This is a genomic window from Enterovibrio qingdaonensis (assembly GCF_028683135.1).
Lineage (GTDB): Bacteria > Pseudomonadota > Gammaproteobacteria > Enterobacterales > Vibrionaceae > Enterovibrio > Enterovibrio qingdaonensis.
This window is the reverse complement of sequence record NZ_JAJUBB010000009.1, coordinates 128,794-153,797: the sequence shown is the minus strand read 5'-3', so window position 1 is coordinate 153,797 and position 25,004 is coordinate 128,794. Positions and strand designations below refer to the sequence as shown.

Genomic DNA, 25,004 nt, shown 5'->3' with positions numbered 1-25,004 from the left:
ACCACTGAGGTCGCTTTTTTTTCACGCAGAAGATCAATCTTCCAGTGGTACCACTTTGCCAATAAATGGCAGGTGACGATATTTTTGTGCGTAGTCGATACCCACGCCTACCACGAACTCATCCGGGATCTTAAAGCCATACCAGTCCACAGGTACTTCGACCTCACGACGCTCTGGTTTATCCAGCAACGTACAAATACGGATAGAGTTAGGCTCACGCAGAGACAGGATCTCACGCACTTTCGCCAAGGTATTGCCTGTATCAATGATGTCTTCAACCAGCAATACGTCTTTACCTTTGATGTCATCATCCAAATCTTTCAGGATGCGAACATCACGGCTACTTTCCATGGCGTTGCCATAGCTAGACGCTGTCATGAAGTCCACAGAGTGTGGCAATTCAATCGCACGTGCTAGGTCAGCCATAAATACAAAAGAGCCACGTAGCAAGCCAACCATGACCAAGTCATTGGAACCTTTATAGTGCTCAGTGATTTCAGCACCCAACACTTTGATGCGCTGCTGGACTTCCTGCTCTGAAATCATCACTTCGACAGTATGTTTCATTCTAAACCTCGACGGATATCCCGTCTGACTACCTGTGTAAATGAGGTCGCACATTCTATCATCGCACTGTGTCCAATCCTACTCTCGATAGATGTCAAAATTTCGACACTTAATCACTGGTTAAACATTGAACTGCAACTTGTTGCTGTTGTACGCTTTCTGCACAGTTATATATCAAACAGTTACATCAAATAAAAACAGTGAAATGCACCAATAGGTATTTCTAAATAAAGTTGGCAGGGAATAATATGGCTACTTCAAGTGGACGCACTCGTACAAGGTTGTCACCACAACAGCGCAAAGAACAACTGCTCAAATTCGCCATGGAAGTATTTTCAAAGCGCGGAATAGGACGAGCAGGTCATGCTGACATCGCCGATATGGCGAATGTATCAGTGGCAACTGTCTTCAACTATTTTCCAACCAGAGAAGAACTGGTAGATGTCGTGCTCAGTGAAGCTGAAGCAGCGTTCAAGGCTCTCATTCTCAGCAATATCAGTGATGACAAGGACGCACGCGCCTCTCTTTTACGTATCTCTAATGCACTCATCGACGCGGCGTTAGATGACAAAGAGTGGCTCAAAGTTTGGTTTGAATGGAGTACCTCTATCCGTGAGGACATCTGGCCGAACTATGTAAATGGTCGCAATGAACTTCTCAATCGTATTTCCGGCCTTTTTGCAGATCAGGGTGCGGAAAAGCCAATGGAATTGGCGCGAATGTTTGATGGCATTTGTTACATCCTCTACCTCCAAGCTCACCAACAGCCCGACAAGGATGCCTTGTCTCTACAGGCTGATGGCTATATCGAGATGCTTTGTGGGAAGTAAGTCAGCACAAAAAAACCGGCGTTCTCGCCGGTTTTTTTCTTTTACTAAACGCCGTGAAGTCGCGTCACTGCGGCTTGAACAAGATCGGCTCATGAGGGCGAATATCAAGCGTTACCTTGTCCCCCATCCCAAGGAGTTGGTTTGAGTAAACCATCAGGTTTTGATCATTCACTGTCACCAAATAGCGGCAACTGTCACCCATAAACTGTACGTCAGTCACGGTACCATTACCCATCTCATCCGGCAAAATTGTCAGGTTTTGCGGACGGATCAGCCATTCTAGTTCACTGCCATCAGAGGCTTTATCCACCGCCCAATCCCCCAGCGGCGTATGCATTTTCTTATCACCGTTGAGCCTAACTGGCACGTAGGAACCATGCCCCAGAAAATCCGCAACGAAGCGGCTACTAGGTGTGTAGTAAAGCTCGGTTGGCCCACCATATTGCTCAATCACACCTTGGTTCATGACTGCCAATTTATCTGCAAAAGCGAACGCTTCCTCACGACTATGCGTCACAAAAATGGCGGTCACCCCCTGCTCTTTAAAAATTCGACGAATTTCTTTGATGAGACTGTGGCGAACCTGCGTATCAATATTCGAAAATGGCTCATCCAGAAGCAAGAGATCGGGTTTGCTCGCTAACGCTCTAGCAATGGCAACACGCTGTTGCTGACCTCCGGAGAGTTGGTGCGGATAACGTTTTTCTAGACCATCCAATTTCACCAAGGCCAACATTTCGCTGACACGCTGACCAATGGTCGCTTTGTCCCAACCTTTTAAACCGAATGACACATTTTCAGCCACCGTCAGATGCGGGAACAACGCGTAATCTTGGAAAATCATCCCTATCTTGCGCTGCTCTGGTGGCACGTTCATATTGCTGTCGACTATCGTGCGTCCATTGATGCTCATCTTCCCAGCATCAAGCGGCAACAATCCTGCGATGGCTTTAAGCAATGTCGTCTTGCCACAGCCACTCGCCCCTAGCAGACAGACGATTTCGCCTTTCTTAACATTGAACGTCAAATCATTGAGCACGGCCTGGCCGTTATAGCGACAAATCAGATTACTAACGGTTAACGCATCACTCATGAGTGGCTTTGCTCCAAAGAACGGTTAATCATGATTAAGGGGACGAGTCCGACTAACACCAACAATACTGCAGGCATTGCTGCATACTCCAAGTGCTCATCAGAGGCATAGTTGAACACATAAGTCGCCAATGTTTCGAAGTTAAACGGACGCAGCAGCAATGCGGCATTCAACTCCTTCATTGATTCGATGAACACTAACAACATGGCAATCAAACAGCCTCGGCGGATTAGCGGTAACTGAACACGCTTAATCATCTCTTTGACATTACAGCCCATGGTACGTGCCGCCATATCAAGCGAAGGAGACACTTTTGCGAGGCTCGATTCAATACTGCCTATTGCAACCGCGCTAAATCGAACAACAAACGCCGTTAACAGCGCAAACATAGTACCGGAAAGGAGCAGGCCAGGACGTCCCCACCCCATCTCTTTGGCAATGTCATTGATCATGTGGTCTGCACTGGTGAGGAAAATTAATACACCGATCGCCAAAACTGTTCCGGGTACAGCATACCCTAATGAGGCCATTCGAAGCGGTACGTTACTCGCCGCCGAACCGATATTGCGTCGATAGAAATTCACTAGCATCGCAATAAACACGGCAATCACAGCAGCAATGCCTGAAACATACAGGCTGTTAAAGCTGTATTGCGCAAAATCGCCGGCCGAGCTGTCAGAGTGATATCCCCATGCGTAAATCAATAATTGGCCTAGGGGTGCCGCGAAAGCGATAGTAAAAAGCCCCCAACACCAAATAGCCGCTAACCACTTAGATTTGCCATGTAATTCCAATTTGGCAATTTTATCCGCAGCGGCGTTTTGGCTGAAAAGCTTTTGTTTACGTCTGCTATACCGCTCGCTGCTGATCAAAAGGAAAATCACAACAAGCATAATGGCGGAGATTTTTGCAGCGGCGTTCAAATTGGAATAACCAAGCCAAGTGTCATATACCGCCGTGGTCAAGGTGCTGACCGCAAAGTAACTCACGGTCCCAAAGTCGCCAAGTGCTTCCATGGCAACAAGGGAAGCCCCTACGGCAATAGCTGGGCGCGCGAGAGGAAGAGAAACCCGCCAGAATGCCTGCATAGGTGAACAACCCAGCAAGCGTGCAGATTGCGTCAACGTTGTGCTTTGCTCCATAAACGACGCACGAGCAAGCAGGTAGATATAAGGGTAAAGCACCAGTGCCAGTACAAAACACGCACCCGGCAAGGTTCTAAGATCTGGGAACCAGTATTGTGCCGCCGACGTCCAGCCAGTCAGTTCTCTGAGCAGAATTTGGATGGGGCCTGCATAATCAAACCAATCGGTATAGATATAACCGACGATGTAACCCGGCATCGCTAACGGTAACACCAGAGCCCATTGTAACCAACGTTCACCGGGCAAGGTGTATCGCGCCATTAGCCAGGCGGAAGGTATGCCCATCAGCATAGAGAGTAATACTGTTCCTACGACGAGCAGTGCAGTATTGAGGGTATACGTTCCCATCACGGTCGACATCAAATGTCCAAAGACATCATCCGAATCACCGAGTGCGGTATAGAAGATCGCCAAAATCGGCAAAACCAGCAGCAAGGAAAACACCCAGCTACTGGTTTTTAAAAAGCGGTTTTGTTCTAACATTGCCTACTACATCATGGCGTCAGAATCACAAAAAAGGAGGATATCAATCCCCCTTTTTTCTTTTTGCCATTACAGGTCGAATTTCACTTCATCAAGAAGTTTCACTGCTTTCGCATGGTTCTCTGCAATGGTTTCTAGAGGCAAGTTGTCTGCTGTGTATTCACCCCAAGATGCCACCAGCTCAGAGCTATTTGCTCCCGGCTTCACTGGCTCTTCAAAGTTCACTTCCGCATACATCTGCTGTGCTTTATCTGACGTCAAAAACTCCATCAGTTTTTGTGCATTTTCTTTGTTTGGCGCGTACTTCGCCATCGCCATACCACTGATGTTTACGTGAGTACCATCAGCGTTTTGGCCTGGATAGTTCAGGTAAACGCTATCAGCCCAAGCTTGCTGCTCTTTGTCTGCCAGCATTTTACCTAAGTAGTAGCTGTTACCCAAAGACACGTCACACAGGCCTTCAGAGATAGCCTTCACTTGGCCACGGTCGTTACCTTGTGGTTTGCGCGCTAGGTTAGCTTTTACGCCCTCTAGCCACGCTTTAGCTTCTGCTTCACCGTGATTTGCGATGATTGCTGAAACCAGTGACACATTGTATGGGTGTTTGCCAGAGCGAGTACAGATTTTTCCTTTGAATTCAGGTTTTGCCAAATCCATATAGTCAAAATCGTCGCCCAGTTTGCCTACACGGTCACGAGACGAATAAACAGCACGAGAGCGCGTAGTGAGTGCAAACCAGCGATCATCGCTGTCGCGGTATTGTGAAGGAACGTTCTCTTCGATGGTTTCGCTGTCAACAGATTGAACCAAATCTTTGTTAACCAGTTCCATTAGACGGGAAATATCAACGGTCAGCAGAACATCAGCAGGGCTGTACTCGCCTTCTTGCTCAACTTTTTCAGCCATACCTTTCTTAGCAAACTTCACGTTTACTTTGATACCAGTTTCCTTGGTGAACTCGTTTAGCATTGGCTCAATTAAAAATGGCTGACGGTAAGAGTAAACATTCACTTCTTCAGCAGCATTTGCTACACCCGTACCCATAACTCCTAGCACCAAAGCTGATGCTGACAGCATTTTTTTCATATTCCCTGCCTTCCAAACAACAATAATAATGAGAACGTTTATCAATACGATTAGTATACACATCATCATTGCCCGCGCAACGTCAATTCATTAAAAATGAACAAAAAAGGCCCGCATCCTTAGATGCGGGCCTTCTCTAATGCGTATTTTGTTTCGAGTTATTTCACGCTAACAAACTCAGGGTAAGCATCTACACCACAATCGTGGAAGTCCATACCTTCAAGCTCTTCTTCCTCGCCAACACGGATACCCATTGTTGCTTTCAGCACGCCCCATACAAGCAGGCTTGCACCGAATACCCAAGCGAAGATGACCGCCGCACCAAATAGCTGTGCACCAAACGTCGCATCAGCGTTGGTGAAAGGTACTGCCAGCAGACCAAACAGACCACAGGTACCGTGAACAGAGATTGCACCCACTGGGTCATCAATTTTCAACTTATCCAAACCAATGATGCTAAGAACAACCAGCGCACCAGCCAAGCCACCAATTGTAATAGCTGCTACTGGAGACGGAGACAGTGGGTCTGCAGTAATCGCTACCAGACCAGCCAGCGCACCGTTCAGAATCATTGTCAGGTCAGCTTTGCCCCACGTCACTTTACATACTGCTAGCGCAATAATGGCACCCGCTGCTGCGGCGGCATTAGTGTTAAGGAAGATTTGACCGACCGCTGTCGCGTTCTCAAAGTCGGAGATCATCAACTGTGAACCACCGTTGAAACCAAACCAACCGAACCACAGGATGAAAGTACCCAGTGTTGCCAATGGCAGGTTTGAACCTGGAATTGGGTAAATTTGACCGTTCTTGCCGTATTTACCTTTACGCGCCCCTAGCAGAAGTACACCCGCCAATGCTGCTGCAGCACCCGCCATATGAACAATACCTGAGCCCGCAAAATCACTGAAACCGGCTTCTGACAGGAAGCCACCGCCCCAAGTCCAGTAACCTTCAACCGGGTAAATAACCGCAGTCAGTACCACAGAAAACACGAGGAAAGCCCAAAGCTTCATGCGCTCAGCAACCGCACCTGAAACCACTGACATTGCGGTAGCAACAAAGACAACTTGGAAGAAAAAGTCTGATTCAAGAGAGTGGTCCGCGCCTTCGCCTTGAGTGCCAATCAAGGCACCGAACGATGGCAGCCAGCCGCCTTCTGTGTTGTCGACATACATGATGTTGTAGCCCACCAGCAGGTAAGTCGTACATGCAATCGCATACAAACAAACGTTCTTGGTGAGAATTTCAGTGGTGTTTTTAGAACGCACCAGACCTGCTTCAAGCATGGCAAAACCTGCCGCCATCCACATAACCAGTGCACCTGAAATTAAAAAGAAAAAGGTATCGAGTGCGTATCGCAACTCTGTCACAGTTGTAGTCAGTTCCATCTTTCTTACTCCCTAAACCTTAAATAGCTTCCGCATCCATCTCACCAGTACGAATACGCACGGCTTGTTGGAGGTCATAAACAAAAATTTTGCCGTCACCAATTTTGCCGGTCTGTGCCGCCTTACTGATGGCTTCGATAATTTCGTCGACGTTTTCGCTGTGCGCTGCAATTTCCAGTTTTACTTTCGGCAGGAAATCCACTTGATATTCAGCACCGCGGTACAGTTCTGTATGACCTTTTTGGCGGCCAAAGCCTTTTACTTCTGATACTGTCATGCCGTCGACGCCCACTTCTGCGAGTGCTTCACGCACATCGTCGAGCTTGAATGGCTTAATTATCGCATTGATAAGTTTCATCACCGTCTCCTTGAACCAAATGTAAAGATGTTCTTAACAAGTAATAAACAAATCGCGTGCCAAAATTTATTTTTAATAAATTTCAATTGGTTATATAAAAACCCATGACAACTCAGAAATTACTCGCACCATATTGGTGCGTTAAGATCACTGTTTTAAGGCAAGCGTGAGATGAAGCAAATATAGTGCACCAAGAAGTGGCGATAAGAATTTTAGGCAGGAAAAGTTAAAAAATCAGACATGCGATACTCCTTTACCGCACGCTATATAAATCAGTAGGTTACCTTCCGTAGCGGCGAATGAAGTCTTGCCATGCTTCCAGCACCAAAAGAAGGTCTTCTGGCCCACAAAGTGACACGCTTTCCTCATCATAAGCATGAAGATCCTGATCCGGCATTTCTTCCTCAAAGCCTTCAATGGTGATGTTGGCTTGAATCAGAGCTTCTTCTTGAAGCACTTGAAGGTGGAATACCTTCCCAGAACGGTTCCATTCCCCGCCCTGCTCCATAATGTGTTTTAGGTTATCCAATACTTCATCAATCGCACTGTGGTCGGTGCCCAACTCATCAACCAACCAGCGTCCCAGTGCTTCATGTCCCATGGAAAACTCCGCATGAAAACTGTCGTCTAAAGTATTGCGTCGAAATTCGTAATCCACGTAGTATCCTCGGTTTGTATCGGCTTACTTCTGGCTGATACTGTTAGAAAGTCAGCTCATTTTCAGGATCTTTAGACCCAATGCAACTCAATACCATGATCGCGCGCCAAATCGTCGAAAGGGCGATGAAAATTATTGGTCATTCCGTCAACGTCATGGATGAGCAAGGGCTAATTATAGGATCCGGCGATCCAAGTCGTTTGCATCAAAAACACGAAGGTGCACTTTTAGCATTGACAAAAAACCGAGTGGTCGAAATTGATGAGGCCGCCTCAAACCTCCTTATGGGGGTGAGACCGGGTATCAATTTGCCGGTTATATTTAACGGCATTGCCATTGGTGTTGTTGGTATTTCAGGTAAGCCCGATACAGTAAGAAGCTTTGGTGAACTCGTCAAAATGACCGCTGAGCTGATCGTTGAACAAGCAGCATTTATCTCTCAAATGCAATGGGATAAGCGTCATCGAGAGGAGTTGGTCTTACAGCTCATTCGCGAATCGGAGCTCAATGCAGGTCAACTCGTCTCTATCGCGCAGCGCTTGGATTTGGACCTAGAGCAACCCAGAGTCGCGACCCTTTTCAGACTCATTCCCAATAAAGCTGACGCACTTTCTCTAGAGCACCTGCAAAAAATGGTGCATATGCTGGAGTATCCCGAGCGGGACAACCTCGTCGGTATCACGTCGGTGTCACGTAATGAAATCGTAGTACTAAAACCCATCACGATTGAAAACGGCGAGTGGTCTCGCAACACCGAGGAAAAGAAGGTTCTAAAGCTTCTAAAACGAATTGCCGAGCAAAAAGCATTTAGCGTACAAATTGCCTATGGTGGCTATTTCCCTACATTAAAAGGACTCGCGCGTTCTTACCAAACAGCAAGTGCTACCCTTGAAGCCAGTACGCCAAACGACACGGTGATTTACTACAAAGATCATACCCTTCCCGTCCTTTTAAGTGCGATGCCAGAAGAAGATTGGCGTACCAAGCAGTTACTGGAACCTATGCTCCGATTGCAGGGAGAGGACAGTCGAGGCACCTTACTTAAGACCCTCACCGTATATTTCGATCAAAACTGTGATTTAGTTCATACGTGCGAAAAGCTGCATATTCACCGAAATACGCTTCGTTATCGACTGCAACGTATCAATGAGATTACATCATTTGATATCAATAGGTTAGAGGATAAAACCAGCCTCTATTTATCCTTCTTAAAATGGCAACGCAGCCACTAAATTTGTGCACATGCACAAATTAGCCCGCTTTATGCCCATCAAAATTCAGGCAATTGTCTAAAGCTCCTCAACGGAAGACGGCGTAAAGTGCCGTCAGTTTTTCGTTTCAGCTGAGATGTATGAGATGACCGAAGTTTCCACTCTGGGCGCCCTCGCCGCCTTAATCGTTTCAATTACCCTAATTTTAAGAAAAGTGCCGCCAGCGTACGGCATGATCATTGGTGCGCTTGTTGGTGGTATCGTCGGCGGCGTGTCCCTAACTGACACAGTTTCACTGATGATTGGTGGTGCACAAGGCATTGTCACTGCAGTGCTTCGTATTCTTGCAGCCGGTGTGCTTGCTGGTGTTCTGATTGAATCAGGCGCAGCAACGACCATCGCTGAAACCATTGTTAAGAAGGTTGGCGAAACCCGTGCGCTTCTCGCACTGGCAGTCGCAACCATGATCCTGACCGCCGTTGGTGTATTCGTTGATGTGGCGGTTATTACCGTTGCGCCAATTGCGCTTGCTATCGCACGTCGCGCTGACCTTTCGAAAATGGCAATCCTGCTCGCCATGGTTGGCGGCGGTAAAGCCGGTAACGTGATGTCGCCAAACCCAAATGCCATTGCTGCTGCTGACGCATTCAATGTTCCCCTAACTTCTGTTATGGCGGCAGGTGTTATCCCAGGTTTGTTCGGACTCGTAGCCGCTTACTTCATTGCGCTAAAGCTTGTTAATCGCGGAAGTAAGGTTGCTGAGCATGAAGTTGTGAAAGTCGATATGAGCCGCCTGCCTTCATTTGGTGCTGCAATCGTTGCCCCTATGGTGGCTATCTCTTTACTGGCTCTTCGCCCGATCGCTGGAATCAACATTGACCCGCTGATTGCCTTACCTCTGGGTGGTCTTCTGGGTGCGCTGGCAATGCGTCGCGGTCGAGATACTAACCATTTTGCGGTATCAGGCTTGAATCGCATGGCTCCGGTTGCTGTGATGTTGCTGGGTACAGGTACGTTGGCAGGGATCATCGCGAATTCCGGGTTGAAGAGCGGTCTTATCGATATTTTGACCTCTTCTGGCTTGCCGTCTTACCTGCTGGCACCGTTCTCTGGCGCACTGATGTCACTGGCTACAGCCTCAACAACCGCAGGCACCGCCGTTGCAAGTAGCGTATTTGCAAACACTATTCTTGAATTAGGTGTACCGGCTCTTGCGGGTGCAGCAATGATTCATGCAGGTGCCACGGTCTTTGACCATATGCCACACGGAAGTTTCTTCCATGCTACGGGCGGTGCGGTTCACATGGACATGAAAGAACGTTTGAAGCTTATCCCTTATGAATCAGCGGTTGGTTTTGTGATTGCGCTGGTTTCTACCCTTATCTTTGGTGTGTTTGGTCTGTTTGTTTAAAGGACGTTGCTGATGAAAATTGTTATTGCCCCAGATTCTTATAAAGAAAGTTTGTCAGCAATGGATGTTGCCGTTGCGATTGAAAATGGCTTCCGTCGTGTTCTTCCTGATGCAGAGATCGTAAAACTGCCAATGGCCGATGGCGGCGAAGGTACAGTCCAGTCGTTGGTTGATGCAACAGGTGGCCGCATTATCGATGTTGTGGTTACAGGCCCTTTAGGTACACCAGTAGAAGGTTTCTTTGGCCTATTAGGTGACGGCGAAACCGCTGTTATCGAAATGGCCGCGGCATCGGGCTTACATTTGGTTCCTCCTTCACAACGAAACCCGCTAATCACCACCAGCTTCGGAACAGGCGAGCTAATCAAAGCCGCTATCGAGCACGGCGCGAAGCACCTGATTGTCGGAATCGGCGGCAGCTCTACCAATGATGGTGGTGCAGGCATGGCACAAGCGTTGGGTGTGAAACTGCTGGATAAAGAAGGTAAAGACATTGGTCATGGCGGCGGTGCATTGGAAAACCTGCACACCATCGACTGCTCCGAGATGGATTCACGCCTGAAAAGCATCAAGCTGGAAGTGGCATGTGACGTAGACAACCCGCTGTGTGGCGAGAAAGGTGCATCTGCGATTTTCGGCCCACAGAAAGGCGCAACACCTAGCATGGTCCTGAAGCTAGACGCAAACTTGTCCCACTACGCCGACTTGATGAGTGCACAGCTGGGTCGCGATGTTAAAAACAGCGCAGGTGCGGGTGCTGCTGGCGGTATGGGTGCAGCCCTGATGGGTATTTTCAATGCAGATCTTCGCCCAGGCATCAACATCGTGATGGACGCAGTGAACTTATCTGAACATCTGAAAGATGCCGATCTGGTGATCACAGGTGAAGGTCGCATGGACAGCCAAACTGTTCATGGCAAAACCCCGATAGGTGTCGCGCGTTGTGCCAAGCAATTCAACTTACCCGTGATTGGCATCGCAGGTTGTTTGTCTAACGATGTTGATATCGTGCACGAACACGGTATCGATGCAGTATTCAGTGTGGTGCCACGTTCGGTGTCGTTAGAAGAAGCCCTACGCGAAGGTGCAGTGAACGTTGAAAACACCGCAGCCAATGTTGCGAGAATGCTCAGCATCAAGCTGTAGCACCTAGCCAAAAACAAAAAGCCTCCGCATTCGGAGGCTTTTTCGTATCAATGATTCAAGCGTTAAACAGCGGCTTGAATGATCACTTCATCCGCTTTCTTGGTGTACTGATCCATGCGATGGAAGTTCAGGTAACGGTAAGTATCAGCAGCAGTTGCATCGATTTGCTTCGCGTACTCCAGATACTCTTCAACCGTTGGGATACGGCCGATAATCGCACCCACAGAAGCAAGTTCGGCGGACGACAAGTATACATTTGCACCTGTACCCAAGCGGTTCGGGAAGTTACGGGTTGAGGTAGACAGTACGGTTGCTTTGTCAGCAACACGCGCTTGGTTACCCATACACAGCGAACACCCTGGCGTTTCAATACGAACACCTGCACGGCCGTAGATACCGTAGTAACCTTCTTCGGTCAGTTGGTCACGGTCCATCTTAGTCGGTGGCGCAACCCACAAACGGGTTTCCAGCGTGCCGCCGAACTTATCCAGCAATTTACCTGCAGCACGGAAGTGACCAATGTTGGTCATACAGCTACCGATAAACACTTCGTCAACCTTGTCACCCGCAACGTCAGAGAGCAAACGCGCATCATCCGGGTCGTTCGGCGCACACAGAATCGGCTCGTTGATCTCAGCCAGATCGATTTCGATCACTTCTGCATACTCTGCATCTTTGTCTGCTTCCATCAACTCTGGATTTGCCAACCATGCTTCCATCGCTGCGATACGACGCTCGATGGTACGGCGGTCGCCATAACCCTCACTGATCATCCACTTCAACATCACGATGTTAGAAGACAGGTACTCAGAAACCGACTCTTGCGACAGCTTCACAGTACAACCCGCTGCTGAACGCTCTGCTGATGCATCAGACAGCTCGAACGCCTGCTCAACTGTCAGGTGATCAACACCTTCGATTTCCAAAATTCGGCCAGAGAATGCATTGATCTTACCTGCTTTCTCAACGGTCAGCAGACCTTGCTTGATTGCGTAGTAAGGGATCGCATGCACCAGATCACGCAGCGTGATACCCGGCTGCATTTCACCTTTGAAGCGAACCAAAATTGACTCAGGCATATCCAGAGGCATAACACCTGTTGCCGCCGCAAACGCAACCAGACCAGAACCTGCTGGGAACGAGATACCCAGAGGGAAACGGGTGTGCGAGTCACCACCAGTACCTACGGTATCAGGCAGCAGCATGCGGTTCAGCCATGAGTGGATAACACCATCACCTGGGCGCAGAGACACACCGCCACGGTTCATGATGAAATCTGGCAGCGTATGGTGCGTGTTTACATCGACAGGTTTTGGATATGCAGAGGTGTGACAGAAAGACTGCATGGTCAAATCGGCAGAGAAACCAAGACACGCAAGGTCTTTCAGTTCATCACGGGTCATAGGACCGGTGGTGTCCTGAGAACCGACAGTGGTCATCTTAGGCTCACAGTAAGTGCCAGGACGGATACCTTCAACACCACATGCTTTACCTACCATTTTCTGACCAAGGGTAAATCCTTTGCCCGTGTCAGCAACCGCTTGTGGGCGACGGAACACATCTGAAGCATCAAGGCCCAGAGCTTCACGCGCACGGTCAGTCAGACCACGGCCAATGATCAGAGGGATACGGCCGCCTGCACGCACTTCGTCGTACAGCACGTCAGTTTTCAGTTTGAAGGTAGACAGTACGTCGTCTGTCGCGTTGCTGCGCACTTCGCCTTTGAACGGATAAACGTCGATCACGTCCCCCATATTCAGCTTGGAAACGTCCAGTTCGATTGGCAGTGCACCCGCATCTTCCATCGTGTTGAAGAAGATAGGCGCAATCTTACCGCCAAGACAGAATCCGCCTGCACGCTTGTTCGGTACGAATGGGATGTCATCACCCATGAACCACAGCACAGAGTTGGTTGCAGATTTACGAGAAGAACCCGTACCTACAACGTCACCCACGTAAACCAGTTGGTGACCTTTTTCCTGCAGAGCTTCGATTTGTTTGATTGGGCCAACAACACCCGCTTGATCAGGGTTGATACCGTCACGCTCGTTTTTCAGCATCGCCAGAGCATGCAGTGGAATATCAGGACGCGACCACGCATCTGGTGCTGGTGACAAGTCGTCGGTGTTGGTTTCACCCGTGACTTTAAATACGGTCAGTGTCACTTTCTCTGGCACATTAGGCTTTGACAGGAACCATTCTGCATCTGCCCAAGACTGCATGACTTGCTTCGCATGCGCGTTGCCCGCTTTCGCCTTTTCTTCAACATCGTAGAAAGCATCAAACATCAGCAGTGTGTGAGAAAGTGCTTTTGCTGCGATAGGTGCTAGCGCGTCATCATCCAGCAGCGCAATCAGTGATTCAATGTTGTAACCACCTTGCATCGTTCCCAATAGTTCTACCGCTTTTTCTTTGCTAACCAGCGGAGAGCTTGCCTCGCCAACTGCAACTGCAGACAGAAAGCCCGCTTTAACATAGGCGGCTTCATCAACACCAGGTGGAATACGGTTTTCAAGAAGATCGATCAGTACCGCTTCTTCGCCAGCGGGTGGGTTCTTAAGAAGTTCGATCAAGCCCGCGGTTTGCTCCGCGTCTAATGGTTTAGGGACGATGCCCTGAGCTGCACGTTCTTCGACGTGTTTACGGTAGGCTTCAAGCACGACATTTTCCTCATATTACGGTCTGGCCGTCACGGTCAGACATCCTTGGAATTAAGCTCGGTTGGCAGGCGCGCGCTGAAGTGTAGGGCTAACTATCTTTCTTATGCGCCTGCATAACGAAGCTGACATGTTATCACTTTTTAACCAAATATTAAATTCCAGCCATGGAATGAAACATTCAATTCAGTACTGAGAAAGCACGTTGTGCTCCTCAAAAATCAGTCCGTTAGAATTGGGACCCGACTATAAAATAGAACGAATCGAGATCATTTTCTGTACGACCATAGGCGATGATCATTGGGCCTAATGGCGAATCTACCCCAGCAAATATACTGCCTGCCGTGTAAAACGGTACATCTTTAAGCGAAAAATCTGGGTTATTCCACACTCCACCATATTCCAACGAAGCCCCTAAATAGACAGGGGAGGTGAAAATCCCAAAGTCGTTGTCCAACAATCGATAGCGATACACTGCCGCCCCAAATGCAATGTTATTTGCCCATAGCGAGTCTTTGGCAATACCAGAAAGATTCAAGAACCCTCCGAGCTCGTGAGGTTCGATAAGTACATTGCCCACACGCTCATTGATGGTGCCATATTTCGCCTTTCCATAAAGGGTATGTTTCCCCCAACTCTCCGCATAAATCCCTTCCGAATTAAAAACCATGGACTCTGAAGAAGAGACGCTGCCGTCGTTAAGTTTGTCGTTGGCGTAGCCCAAAGAGGCATGCAGATACCCGCCGCGATTCGGGAAGACACGATTATCCAACGTATCTAATGTCATGCTGATATAGGGAATTTCACGCGTGTAGTCCTGCTCTACCAGACCACCCGAGAACTCTTCCTCCCCTTTGATATAGCGATAACCAAGCTTAAACTCACTCCAAAGTTTTGGTTGCCACCCAATCCCAATATCCCCTCTGACTTCGCTGTAACGCGTAGAAAGGGTGAAATCCACTTCTTCCAGTGTCGGCTCAGGCGAACGGTAAAACTCTTGACGCTCTCGAACCTCAAACCCACCTAAGACTTCTGCGAAAAAGAGCTGATCTGCGGTAAACGGGAAGTACAGTTCAGCTTGCGCGCGCTTGTCAGTGCCTATCTCAAACGTGGTTCTAAGCTCCGCCCCATTTTCAGTTAACCCCGTGGAGTTAATACTAAAGCCGGCTGAAAAGTTAGTATCAGACTCAAAGTTGTCTTCCAACGAAAACCGGAAATCGACAAAGTTTGGTCCCCAACTTTTTTCCTTCACATCGACGACGAGCACATTGTCTTTACCCTTTTGCTCTATGTGATAACGCACGGTTTCGAAACGGTCGAGAGCGTAAAGGTTACGAACTGACTCTTCGAGCTCTTTCGCATTCATTTGTCCGAGTTTTAGATCCAACCTTTCGGTTAAAACATCATCAGAAAAGCTGGTGTCGTTGTTCAACACAATTTGGTCAATCGACAACATATCGCCATGTAACATTTGACGGCGACGACGCTGCTTTTCCTCAATGTATTGCTGATAATCGCCAGAACTTAATGCGAGTTGACTGAGCTTTGTCTTGTTTTGCTTAGCGATCTGATACCCTTTTTCAAAGGCCTCAGGCATGCGATCAAATTCGGTTGTTTCCATATTGCCAACATCAGGCGTCAGCAAAATATCGCTGTCTGACATGTTACCAATCTGAACGTCGGTACTGTTACGTACCATAAAGTTCACAAGCTGATTCATCACCTGCAGGTATGAACCAAGCTCAGCAGCAGGTGCATAATCTGTGCTGATATCAACCGCGATAACAATATCGGCACCCAGTGCTTTTGCGACATCAACGGGCATGTTATTAACTGGGCCGCCATCCACAAGATAACGTCCGTGCAATTCCACAGGTGGCAATGCGCCCGGCACCGCCATACTCGCCAACATAGCTTCCGTTAATTGCCCATCACCAATCACGACAGGCTGTAATTTTTCAATGTCTGTGGCCACAGCACGAAACGGGATAACCAGCTCATTGAACGACGTAAAAACTGGTGGATTACCGGTAGATTCTCGGAGAATTCGAATCATATTCTGACCCTGAACAATCCCCTGAGGTGTTTTAAGGCTTTTTAGGTCAAAGCCAAGGTTGGTTGATAGGTTGTATCGATCCTCATGCTCTTTGTCTCGGATCCGTCGATCGCCTCGATAAACACGATCAACATACCCCGCATTCCAATCGATGCGGTCCATCAATACTTCAATTTCTTGTGCTGACATACCCAGCGCGTAAAGGCCACCAACGTAAGCCCCCATGCTGGTACCCGCGATATAGTCGACCGGAATCTTCATCTCTTCCAATGCACGCAATACGCCGACATGCGCAGCACCCTTGGCCCCGCCGCCGCCAAGGACCAAACCTACTGTTGGCCGCTCTGCATGCTCATGGGCATATGCTGGCAAGGTGCTGGCTAGCATTGCTATAAGCACATATTGGAACCTAAAGAGAGTGCGTAAATTCCTGAAAAACATGGATCCGTATCCTAATCATGGAAGCTGTCTGACCTTAATATGATAATCAGCTTACCATTGAGAGGTAAATTTACGGTCAGGAAATGGCCCCCGTACCTGAAAGAAGTGGTTTTGTTTCAATAAAAAAGCACCGTGTTTCCACGGTGCTTTGTCAGTAGGAGGTTTCAGGCACCCTAAACGCGAAATCCGCTTACGACCTCATCAAGCTGCCGACTTTTCTGCGCTAACTCGCGACAAATCAATTCCACATCACTCAGATGTTTGTGCACCGACTTGCCATTTTCCACAATGCCATGAATATTGCGGTTAACATCTTCCGAGACAACTTTCTGCTGTGCAGACGCAGCCGCAACTTGGCTGTTTTGGTCGTTGATTGTCATGACCATATGCGACACCGCATCGAGATACTCTGACGTTTGTTGAACGCGAGAAACGGTCGCATTGCTCGCATCACTGCTTTTATCCATCGAAGAAACGGCATTCTTCGTACCCGCTTCTAATCGTTCAATCATGTCGCGAATTTCTTCCGTGCTCTGCTGGGTTTTATTTGCCAACATGCGGACTTCATCAGCAACCACAGCAAATCCACGCCCCTGCTCGCCAGCGCGCGCTGCTTCAATAGCGGCATTTAAAGCCAGTAGGTTAGTTTGCTCTGCGATACCACGAATAACATCAATAATTGATGCAATACGGTCAACATCATTGTTCAGTGCCGTGATCATCTGCTGAGACTCGTCGATCGTATTTCTAAGCTCTGCCATTGCGCCAACTGTGCTTGCCACACTGTCTTGCGCAGCCACAATCTCCTGAGTCGCGGTCTGCGTGGCGTCTGCAGCATCGGTAGCATTTTGACTGATCTGCATGCTACTTGCGCTCATCTCCTGCACAGCAGCCGCAATCATGTCACTTTCTCGCTGTTGGCTTTCTGTTTGGTTCACGCTACTGCGGATCGCTTTTTCTATCTGACTTGTTTGTTTATGTAAGTGGTTGGAAGCATCAACCACTTCTTGAATACTCTTTTGAATTTTTTCTACAAACAGATTGAATGACGTGCCCAACTGACCGACTTCATCTTGGCTATAGACATTCAGGCGTTGTGTCAGGTCACCGTCCCCTGACGCAATATTCTCTAGTGCCGTTCCCATTTCTCTTAGAGGCTTAAGCAGCATGCGAGCCAACGCCACACTACCAAGCACAGCAAGTAATACCGCTGCCAGTGTTCCACCAAGAATAATGCGCTCTACAAACAGAGTCGAAGACTGAATCTCGTGTGATACTTGTTCCGAGGCTTTGGCAATCGCCTTTTCAAGGACTTTGATTTCGTCGCGAATGTGCTCGAAATTTTCGGCAATATCGTCTTGCTGACTGCGATAGTTTGCTTGTGCATCGTCGGGGTTACGAATCAAGGGCTCTATACTTGAAACCCAAGCTTGAGTGCGAGCAGTCAAGGTATCCAGCGTTTGCTGCAACGATGAGTCAACCAATCCCTCATCAATCAACCCTTGGAATTTTTGAAGACGCGGCAAGGCCTTTGGGGCATTGTCATCAAACTCAAATTGTTGCGCTTTGACAACCTCAGGAGAAATGCCTTTCGCTAACATTCCTTCCAAGCTACCTAATACTTGGTATAAATCTCTGTAAGCATCTTCCACGCTCTCAAACGTCGGTTGAAGTTTAAGACTTAGATCGTTATTTAAAGCAACCTGACGCCCAAACGTCTGGTAAGACATCACCAAAACAGCAATGAAAACAACACTAACAAACGTCACGGGCATAAAAAGCTTCGTACGAAATGAAAGTTGATTTAAAACGTGCATAAATCCCTCAGCAGGCGAAACAAAAAAGAAAGTCAAAGGTGGTTTTCGCGGCTAAGAAAGTGACCGAACTGTCATGGGTAGGTAAGTGTAGGTAAATTGGAAGCAACAAATAACCGCATTGTTGCAGGACTTACAACAAGAAAACAATCACTTATAGCCCTATGCTCAGCAACGAAATAGTAATGCACTAGCTCATTGATAAAAAACATAATTTAGAGAAAGTATGACTTCGCATTAAAAACGAAGAGCGTTTGGTAGAAGTTACATGAAAAGTTTGCGCTTAATTCCAATTCTTGACGCAAGCCAAGATAGAAAACCAAAGCCTGCACCGTTTTGCGAAGACGACAGGCATAAAAAAAGCACCTCAATAGAGGTGCTTTTCTCGGTCAAAAATCAGAAATTACTTCTTCTTTTTCACTGCTTTTGCATTTGGTAGGTCAGTGATTGAGCCTTCAAACACTTCCGCAGCCAGACCGACAGACTCATGCAGAGTTGGGTGTGCGTGGATGGTCAATGCGATGTCTTCTGCATCACAGCCCATCTCGATAGCCAGACCGATTTCGCCCAACAGTTCACCACCGTTAGTACCCACAACTGCACCACCGATTACACGGTGCGTGTCTTTGTCGAAGATCATCTTGGTCATACCATCTGAACAGTCAGAGGCGATTGCACGACCAGAAGCCGCCCATGGGAACGTCGCAACTTCGTAGTTGATACCTTCCGCTTTCGCTTCTTTCTCTGTCTTACCAACCCAAGCAACTTCTGGCTCAGTGTAAGCAATTGAAGGAATAACTTTAGGATCGAAGTAGTGCTTCTTACCGGCAATAACTTCTGCTGCTACGTGACCTTCATGCACACCTTTGTGCGCAAGCATCGGTTGACCAACAACGTCACCGATCGCATGAATGTGAGCAACATTGGTACGCAGTTGTTTATCAACGTTGATAAAGCCACGCTCATCAACTTCGATACCCGCTTTTTCTGCATCCAGAAGTTTACCATTTGGTACACGGCCGATAGCCACCAGCACTGCATCGTAACGCGTAGGCTCAGCAGGTGCTTTCTTGCCTTCCATTGTTACGTAGATGCCGTCTTCTTTCGCTTCAACCGCAGTTACTTTGGTTTCCAGCATCAAGTTAAACTTCTTGCTGATACGCTTAGTGAAGACTTTAACGATGTCTTTGTCTGCTGCTGGGATAACTTGGTCGAACATTTCAACCACGTCAATTTGAGAACCCAGCGCATCGTATACGGTACCCATTTCTAGGCCGATGATGCCGCCACCCATAACCAACAGCTTCTCTGGAACTTCTTTCAGTTCCAGTGCGTCAGTTGAGTCCCAAATACGTGGGTCTTCATGTGGGATAAACGGCAACTCGATTGGGCGTGAACCCGCAGCGATGATCGCGTTGTCAAAGTTAATGGTGGTTGCACCATCAGCACCTTCAACAACGATAGTGTTAGGGCCGGTAAATTTACCGTAGCCGTTAACCACGTTAACTTTACGCATCTTGGCCATGCCGCCAAGACCGCCAGTCAGTTGGGTAACAACTTTATCTTTCCAAAGGCGAATTTTGTTGATGTCTGTTGTTGGCTCACCAAAAACAACACCGTGCTCAGCCATCGCTTTGGCTTCTTCAATAACTTTTGCTACGTGCAGCAGGGCTTTAGATGGAATACAACCCACGTTCAGGCACACACCACCTAAGGTGCTGTACTTTTCTACCAGAACAGTTTCCAGACCCAAGTCCGCGCAACGGAATGCGGCTGAATAACCAGCAGGACCTGAACCCAGCACCACGACTTGGGTTTTAATTTCTTTACTCATTCTGACCTCGTTGTAGTCTTATATCCCTGACAGGCTAAGAGATTCTTTTTATGTTGGATGCGTTTTGTTTCACGACAAGTGCGTTTTCGTGAACGACACTTATTTGGCCAACATTTTACAGCCGTGTTAACAAGCTGAAAAATAAAAACCCATAGCCTGTGAGCTATACATCAAATCCGCACCCGCCTTATGCAGACAGGTGCGGATCAGGTGTTGTCTTACAGTACCAGACGGCGAATGTCCGACAGACACTCGTTCAGGTAAGTAATGAAGCGTGCACCATCTGCACCGTCGATCACGCGGTGATCGTATGACAGTGACAGAGGAAGCTGCAGACGAGGAGCGAATTCTTTACCGTTCCACACTGGCTTCATTTCAGACTTAGACACACCCAGAATCGCAACTTCAGGTGCATTCACGATTGGTGTGAATGCAGTACCACCGATGCCACCCAGGCTTGAGATAGTAAAGCAGCCGCCCTGCATATCAGCAGCAGTCAGTTTACCGCCACGCGCTTTCTTAGACACTTCCATCAGCTCAGCTGACAGCTCGTAAATGCCTTTTTTGTTCACGTCTTTGAAGACAGGAACAACCAGACCATTTGGCGTGTCTACCGCAATACCAACGTTAACGAATTTCTTCAGGATCAGGCTCTCACCGTCGTCTGACAGCGAAGAGTTGAACGTTGGGAACGCTTCAAGGGCTTTAGCAACAGCTTTCATGATGAACACCAATGGGGTGATCTTCATGCCAGTGTCACGCTTCGCTTCGATCGCGTTCTGCTCTTTACGGAATGCTTCCAGCTCAGTGATGTCAGCGTTATCCCACTGAGTCACATGCGGGATCATTACCCAGTTACGGTGCAGGTTCGCGCCAGAAATCTTCTTGATGCGAGAAAGAGGTTGAACCTCAGTTTCACCGAACTTGCTGAAATCAACTTTCGGCCATGGCAGAAGACCCAGTGCTGCGCCGTCGCCTTTGCCAGAAGCAGATGCTGCTGCACCTGATTCCAGACGCTTCAGAGCTTCTTTAACGTAGTTCTGAACGTCTTCTTTCAGGATACGGCTCTTACGACCCGAACCTTTAACCTTCGACAGATTAACGCCAAACTCGCGCGCCAAACGACGAACAACTGGAGAGGCGTGTGAGTATTCGTCGTTCTCAACGAAATCACCCGATGCCGCCGGAGCTGCTTGTGCTGCTGGAGCTGCTGGAGCTGCCGCAGGTGCTGGAGCCGCTGCTGGAGCAGATGCAACTGGAGCTGCCGCTGCAGGAGCCGGTGCTGCGCCCGCCACTTCGAACACCATGATCAGAGAACCAGTAGACACTTTGTCGCCTGCTGCTACTTTGATTTCTTTCAGTACGCCTGCGAACGGTGCTGGAACTTCCATAGAAGCCTTGTCACCTTCAACAGTGATCAGTGACTGCTCTTCTTCAATGCTGTCGCCAACCGCTACCATGATTTCGGTAACTTCGACTTCGTCGCCGCCGATATCTGGCACATGTACTTCTTTCATTGCAGATGCTGCTGGTGCCGCAACGGGTGCTTCAGCCGCTGGAGCTGCTGCAACTGGAGCTGCGCCAGAACCTGCAATTTCAAATACCATGATCAGAGAACCAGTAGACACTTTGTCGCCTGCTGCTACTTTGATTTCTTTCAGAACACCCGCGAAAGGTGCTGGTACTTCCATTGATGCTTTGTCGCCTTCAACGGTAAGAAGAGATTGCTCTTCTTCAATGCTGTCGCCAACCGCTACCATGATTTCAGTAACTTCTACTTCGTCACCACCGATATCTGGAACGTGAACTTCTTTCAGTTCAGATGCCGCTGCTGGAGCTGGAGCTGCTACTGGAGCTGCTTCTGCTGCAGGAGCAGGTGCAGCTTGCGCTGCACCCTCGGCTTCGAAAATCATGATCAGAGAACCGGTAGAAACCTTGTCGCCTTCCGCGATTTTGATTTCTTTTACGATACCAGCCTGTGATGCAGGTACTTCCATCGACGCCTTGTCACCTTCAACGGTGATCAGCGACTGATCTTCTTCAACTTTGTCACCAACGCTAACGAGGATCTCAGTTACTTCAACCTCATCGGCACCGATGTCAGGTACGTTAATTTCGATTGCCATTTTAATTGCCTCTTACGCGTATAGCGGGTTTGTCTTGTCAGCGTCGATGTCGAACTTAGCAATGGCTTGAGCAACCACTGATTTCTCGATATCACCACGATTTGCTAGCTCGTTCAGTGCAGCAACAACAACGTAGCCTGCATTCACTTCGAAGTGACGGCGCAGGTTCGCACGGCTGTCAGAACGACCGAAGCCATCTGTACCCAGTACTTTGTAAGATTCTGAAGGCATGAATGCACGCACTTGCTCTGCGTAGTTCTTCATGTAGTCAGTTGCAGCAATTGCAGGCTCAGAACCCATCAGAGTAGTGATGTAAGGCACTTTTTGCTCTGCTTCTGGGTGCAGCATGTTGTAACGCTCAGCGTCCTGACCATCGCGAGTCAGTTCGTTGAAAGACGTCACTGAGTAGACGTCAGATGCCACGCCGTACTCTTCGCTCAGAATCTGTGCTGCTTTGCGTACTTCGTTCATGATAGTACCAGAGCTCATCAGCTGAACTTTAGACTTGTCACCTGCGTAAGATTCCAGCTTGTAAATACCTTTACGGATGCCTTCTTCAGCACCTTCTGGCATTGCTGGCATCGCGTAGTTTTCGTTCATAACGGTCAGGTAGTAGAACACGTTTTCTTGTTCTGGACCGTACATGCGACGAATACCGTCTTGCATGATAACTGCAAGCTCGTACGCAAAGGTTGGATCGTAAGAAACACAGTTAGGAATAGTACCCGCCATGATGTGCGAGTGACCATCTTCGTGCTGTAGACCTTCACCGTTCAGGGTAGTACGACCTGCTGTTGCACCCAGCAAGAAGCCACGCGCTTGTTGGTCACCTGCTAGCCATGCCATGTCGCCAATACGTTGGAAACCGAACATTGAGTAGTAGATGTAGAACGGGATCATCGGTAGATCGTTGGTGCTGTATGAGGTTGCAGCTGCAACCCAAGAAGCCATTGAGCCTAGTTCATTGATACCTTCTTGCAGAACCTGACCTGACGTTGCTTCTTTGTAGTAAGAAACAACACCACGGTCTTCAGGGGTGTATTCCTGACCATGCGGGTTGTAAATACCCACTTGACGGAACAGACCTTCCATACCGAATGTACGCGCTTCGTCACAGATAATTGGCACAACGTTTTTACCGATGCCTTTATCTTTCAGAAGAATATTCAGCGCACGTACGTAAGCCATGGTGGTAGAGATTTCACGCTTTTGCTCACCCAGCAGTGGTTCAAACGCATCTAGCGCAGGCACGTTGAACTCTTGAGTGAACTTAGGCAGACGCTTAGGCGTGTAACCGTGCAACGCGTTACGACGCGCATGCATGTATTCGTATTCTGCTGTGCCTTCTTCCAATTTCAGGTAAGGCAGAGTTTTCATGTCTTCGTCAGAAATCAGATCTTGCAAGCCAAGGCGGTCACGAAGATGTTGAACATGGGTCATGTCCATTTTCTTCACGCCGTGCGCAATGTTCTTGCCTTCTGCCGCTTCACCCATGCCGTAACCTTTAACGGTTTTCGCTAGGATAACGGTTGGACGATCTGTGGTTTCTTGTGCCGCTTTAAATGCTGCGAATAGCTTCGATGGCTCATGACCACCACGCTTCAGCGCGAAGATTTCTTCGTCAGTCATGTCAGCAACCAGTGCTGCAGTCTCTGGGTATTTACCGAAGAAGTTTTCACGAACGTAAGCACCATCTTTCGACTTAAACGTCTGGTAGTCACCGTCGATGGTTTCGTTCATCAGTTGAAGCAGTTTACCTGTGGTATCTTTTGCCAGAAGTTTATCCCAGCCGCTACCCCAAACTACTTTCACTACGTTCCAGCCAGCACCTTTAAACAGACCTTCCAGCTCTTGGATGATCTTGCCGTTACCCATTACTGGGCCGTCTAGGCGCTGAAGGTTACAGTTGATCAGGAAGCATAGGTTGCCCAGTTTTTCACGAGCAGCGAAAGAGATCGCGCCGCGTGATTCTGGCTCATCCATCTCACCGTCACCCAAGAAAGCGTATACGCGCTGCGCATTGGTTTCTTTCAGGCCACGACCTTCCAGGTATTTCAGGAAGCGAGCTTGGTAGATAGCAGAGATTGGACCCAGACCCATTGAAACGGTCGGGAACTGCCAGAATTCAGGCATCAGTTTAGGGTGTGGGTATGAAGGGATACCTTTACCGTCTACTTCTTGGCGGAAGTTATCCAACTGCTCTTCTGTCAGGCGGCCTTCAACGAACGCACGCGAGTAGATACCTGGAGAGATGTGACCTTGGTAGTAAACCAAGTCACCACCGTCCACCTCATTAGGTGCACGGAAGAAATGGTTAAAGCACACTTCGTAGAAAGCAGAAGCAGACTGGTATGACGCCATGTGGCCACCCAGGTCTAGGTCTTTCTTAGATGCGCGCAACACGATCATGATCGCGTTCCAACGAATGATAGAACGAATACGACGTTCCAGGTTTACGTCACCTGGATATGCTGGTTCTTTATCCGCAGGGATGGTATTCACATAGTTGGTGGTGACGCCTGTTGGCATATCAACACCATCAAGGCGCGCCTTTTCCATAACTTGTTCTAGTAGGAATTGGGCACGTTCTACACCTTCTTCACGAACGACTGATGCAAGAGCTTCTAACCACTCTTGGGTCTCAAGTGCGTCCACGTCATTTTTCATGACTTCAGACATGGCGATCTATCCTTTCGTTGA

The 25,004-nt window shown here is 48.4% G+C and carries 17 protein-coding genes; 4 read left to right on the top strand and 13 right to left on the bottom strand.

Going from position 1 to position 25,004, the window contains the following annotated elements; all coding sequences use genetic code 11:
* Positions 1–33 precede the first annotated feature (33 nt).
* On the bottom strand, positions 34–567 hold the full coding sequence (gene hpt / locus LRP49_RS14065; protein ID WP_078750848.1) for a hypoxanthine phosphoribosyltransferase: 534 nt from the start codon (positions 565–567) through the stop codon (positions 34–36).
* A gap of 248 nt (positions 568–815) precedes the next feature.
* Between hpt and LRP49_RS14060 the strand changes: the two genes are divergently transcribed.
* A complete protein-coding gene (locus tag LRP49_RS14060) occupies positions 816–1,397 on the top strand; it encodes a TetR/AcrR family transcriptional regulator (protein WP_274142935.1) in 582 nt (193 codons plus the stop codon).
* 64 nt (positions 1,398–1,461) lie between these two features.
* Here the strand turns inward: LRP49_RS14060 and LRP49_RS14055 are convergent, their stop codons facing one another.
* From LRP49_RS14055 to LRP49_RS14030, 6 genes are all read right to left on the bottom strand, one after another.
* Positions 1,462–2,490 carry an ABC transporter ATP-binding protein gene (locus LRP49_RS14055; protein ID WP_274142934.1) on the bottom strand — a complete coding sequence of 343 codons (1,029 nt, stop codon included), beginning with the start codon at positions 2,488–2,490 and terminating at the stop codon, positions 1,462–1,464.
* A complete protein-coding gene (locus tag LRP49_RS14050) occupies positions 2,487–4,118 on the bottom strand; it encodes an ABC transporter permease (RefSeq protein ID WP_274142933.1) in 1,632 nt (543 codons plus the stop codon). The genes LRP49_RS14055 and LRP49_RS14050 overlap by 4 nt, the downstream gene beginning before the upstream one ends.
* 69 nt (positions 4,119–4,187) lie before the next feature.
* Positions 4,188–5,204, bottom strand: a complete 1,017-nt coding sequence (locus LRP49_RS14045) for a Fe(3+) ABC transporter substrate-binding protein (RefSeq protein ID WP_274142932.1) — start codon at positions 5,202–5,204, stop codon at positions 4,188–4,190.
* Positions 5,205–5,362: 158 nt separating this feature from the next.
* Entirely contained in the window at positions 5,363–6,592 is a 1,230-nt protein-coding gene (locus LRP49_RS14040; protein WP_274142931.1) for an ammonium transporter, read from the bottom strand.
* A gap of 19 nt (positions 6,593–6,611) precedes the next feature.
* On the bottom strand, positions 6,612–6,950 hold the full coding sequence (gene glnK / locus LRP49_RS14035; protein WP_002537421.1) for a P-II family nitrogen regulator: 339 nt from the start codon (positions 6,948–6,950) through the stop codon (positions 6,612–6,614).
* 280 nt (positions 6,951–7,230) lie between these two features.
* The gene (locus tag LRP49_RS14030) at positions 7,231–7,608 is read right to left on the bottom strand and encodes a YacL family protein (RefSeq protein WP_274142930.1); all 378 of its coding nucleotides are present in this window, start codon (positions 7,606–7,608) and stop codon (positions 7,231–7,233) included.
* An 80-nt stretch (positions 7,609–7,688) separates the two neighbouring features.
* Between LRP49_RS14030 and LRP49_RS14025 the strand changes: the two genes are divergently transcribed.
* The 3 genes from LRP49_RS14025 (at position 7,689) to LRP49_RS14015 (ending at position 11,376) form a co-directional block, all read left to right on the top strand.
* Complete coding sequence (locus tag LRP49_RS14025; RefSeq protein ID WP_274142929.1) at positions 7,689–8,840, top strand: sugar diacid recognition domain-containing protein; 1,152 nt, start codon at positions 7,689–7,691, stop codon at positions 8,838–8,840.
* A 124-nt stretch (positions 8,841–8,964) separates the two neighbouring features.
* Positions 8,965–10,230 carry a GntP family permease gene (locus LRP49_RS14020; RefSeq protein WP_274142928.1) on the top strand — a complete coding sequence of 422 codons (1,266 nt, stop codon included), beginning with the start codon at positions 8,965–8,967 and terminating at the stop codon, positions 10,228–10,230.
* Between the two features lie 12 nt (positions 10,231–10,242).
* On the top strand, positions 10,243–11,376 hold the full coding sequence (locus LRP49_RS14015; protein ID WP_274142927.1) for a glycerate kinase: 1,134 nt from the start codon (positions 10,243–10,245) through the stop codon (positions 11,374–11,376).
* Positions 11,377–11,438: 62 nt separating this feature from the next.
* Here the strand turns inward: LRP49_RS14015 and acnB are convergent, their stop codons facing one another.
* The 6 genes from acnB to aceE all read right to left on the bottom strand — a co-directional run bounded on the left by acnB (position 11,439) and on the right by aceE (position 24,983).
* Entirely contained in the window at positions 11,439–14,036 is a 2,598-nt protein-coding gene (gene acnB, locus LRP49_RS14010) for a bifunctional aconitate hydratase 2/2-methylisocitrate dehydratase (RefSeq protein WP_274142926.1), read from the bottom strand.
* A gap of 226 nt (positions 14,037–14,262) precedes the next feature.
* A complete protein-coding gene (locus tag LRP49_RS14005) occupies positions 14,263–16,530 on the bottom strand; it encodes a patatin-like phospholipase family protein (protein ID WP_274142925.1) in 2,268 nt (755 codons plus the stop codon).
* A gap of 173 nt (positions 16,531–16,703) precedes the next feature.
* Entirely contained in the window at positions 16,704–18,305 is a 1,602-nt protein-coding gene (locus tag LRP49_RS14000) for a methyl-accepting chemotaxis protein (protein WP_274142924.1), read from the bottom strand.
* Between the two features lie 442 nt (positions 18,306–18,747).
* Positions 18,748–20,178, bottom strand: coding sequence for a dihydrolipoyl dehydrogenase (lpdA, locus tag LRP49_RS13995; RefSeq protein ID WP_274142923.1), 1,431 nt, complete (start codon positions 20,176–20,178; stop codon positions 18,748–18,750).
* Between the two features lie 218 nt (positions 20,179–20,396).
* On the bottom strand, positions 20,397–22,304 hold the full coding sequence (gene aceF, locus LRP49_RS13990) for a pyruvate dehydrogenase complex dihydrolipoyllysine-residue acetyltransferase (RefSeq protein ID WP_274142922.1): 1,908 nt from the start codon (positions 22,302–22,304) through the stop codon (positions 20,397–20,399).
* Between the two features lie 12 nt (positions 22,305–22,316).
* The gene (gene aceE / locus LRP49_RS13985) at positions 22,317–24,983 is read right to left on the bottom strand and encodes a pyruvate dehydrogenase (acetyl-transferring), homodimeric type (protein WP_274142921.1); all 2,667 of its coding nucleotides are present in this window, start codon (positions 24,981–24,983) and stop codon (positions 22,317–22,319) included.
* Positions 24,984–25,004 lie beyond the last annotated feature (21 nt).